Origin of the sequence: Mesorhizobium sp. L2C084A000 (genome assembly GCF_000502875.1) — a bacterium.
Lineage (GTDB): Bacteria > Pseudomonadota > Alphaproteobacteria > Rhizobiales > Rhizobiaceae > Mesorhizobium.
In genome coordinates, this window is sequence record NZ_AYWX01000057.1 from 1 (window position 1) to 383 (window position 383).

1 protein-coding gene is annotated in these 383 nt (G+C 59.8%); it reads right to left on the bottom strand.

The features are described from left to right. Positions 1-383: manganese catalase family protein (locus tag X735_RS135840; protein WP_023814483.1), on the bottom strand; the 383-nt coding region annotated here is incomplete at both ends.

The window sequence follows — 383 nt, forward strand, 5'->3', positions numbered from 1 at the left end:
TTCTTGGTACGGCCAGCTCCCGGGCCCGCTCCTAGATCAGCGCCTGTTGTCGGATCGGAAGCCGGATCGGAAAGCGTACGGTCGGCCATCCTGGCCACCACCTTCATGTCTTTGGCCCCCAGCTTGACAGTTGCCAGGCCGTCTCCGCCGTCGACGGGCATCACCTCTTCAAGGTCATCGATCCGATCCCACTCTTCGCCGGAATTCCATGGGCCAGCGACATCGCCGTCGCCTTGAGAGGTGTTGACATACATGCTGGCGTACTTCTCTACGCCTGGGAGCTTGCCGGAAGGGAAATTGTTTTCGATCGCGTAGAGTGCTTTCTCAAACGACTTCTGGTGCGCGATCTCGCGGGTCATCAGGAAGCCGAGCGCGTCCTTGAT